This is a genomic window from Synechococcus sp. R8-2, from assembly GCF_047461715.1.
In the GTDB taxonomy this organism is placed as follows: domain Bacteria; phylum Cyanobacteriota; class Cyanobacteriia; order Thermostichales; family Thermostichaceae; genus Thermostichus.
The window spans coordinates 1-937 of sequence record NZ_JANSHQ010000648.1 but is presented as its reverse complement, the minus strand read 5'-3'; the positions used below and the strand labels follow the sequence as shown (position 1 = coordinate 937).

Sequence of the window (937 nt, the reverse complement as noted above, 5' to 3'; positions counted from 1 at the left end):
CCCGCAGGCCGTTCAGGCAGCGCTCGTTCAGCACACTGGCATCTCCGGCTGCCACTGCGTAGGTGATGTAGCGGAGAATAATGTCCATGTCCCGCATACAGGCGGCTACGTTACGACTGGGGTAGGCAGGGCCACCGGGAGCGTTCAAATTGGGCTCCTCGGCAAACAACTGACGGATGGCATCGGTCACGATCTTGGAGGCATTGCTGGTGAGGCGGTTCACAGCATCCAAACGCTTGTTCCCCTCAGCAATTACCTGCTGGAGAGCGGCAAACTCGTTCTCTCCCAAAAAAGCGCCTTTGGAGTCAGCTTGGGCAACAACTTTGCCAAATACATCGTTCATGGTTTTGAATCTCCCTAGCGAAAGTAAAAGAGGTTATGAATCCACATTCCCTGCAGCGGACAAGAGAGCACCTGCCGGCCAGGAATGCAACACCGCTTGGATCCCCAGTGCCGAGAGGTGCTGTTTAACTCACAGAACCGCCGACGGGATCGAAGCCGATAGAACCAAGATGAGCAAGCGAAGCTCGCCCCCAGAGCCAGGCCACTATCTACGGGATCGGACTTGGACAAGAAGCCTCAGCCGCTGCTGGCAACCTCAACTGGCAGACGAGAAGAAGCTGGCTCGCCTTGTTTCCAGTCTTTTTCTACCGCGAAGGCAAGAAGCGATGAAATCAAAAAATGTAAATCGGCTTTACCTCGCGCAAAAAGGCTTAGATCGGTTTTCAATCTGTTTCCCATCTGGGATCCCGGCCAATGCTCCCTATCTTTCGTAGCGGCAGTTTTTTACAAAAGAGAACGTTTCTTGACCTAGCTTTACAACGTGAAGAAAGATGTCAGCCTCAATCGCGGCTTTGCGGCTTGGAAGGGAGCCATTTCAGTGTCAGAGCGAACATTCTCATAAAGGATACATAATTTAACAAAACGCGCGGAATTC

Annotated in this window: 2 protein-coding genes; both read right to left on the bottom strand. The window is 52.5% G+C overall.

From position 1 onward, the window contains the following. On the bottom strand, positions 1-343 hold a 343-nt coding region (locus NW819_RS13470), incomplete at its 3' end, for a phycocyanin subunit beta (protein ID WP_414414055.1). Positions 344-579: 236 nt separating this feature from the next. After that, positions 580-741 (bottom strand): hypothetical protein, encoded by a 162-nt coding sequence (locus NW819_RS13465; RefSeq protein ID WP_414349720.1) that lies wholly within the window; start codon positions 739-741, stop codon positions 580-582. Positions 742-937 lie beyond the last annotated feature (196 nt).

What these genes read in the sequence shown, in the direction of transcription:
- NW819_RS13465 (WP_414349720.1), bottom strand. Translation starts at nt 741, where the DNA reads ATGGGAAACAGATTGAAAACCGATCTAAGCCTTTTTGCGCGAGGTAAA.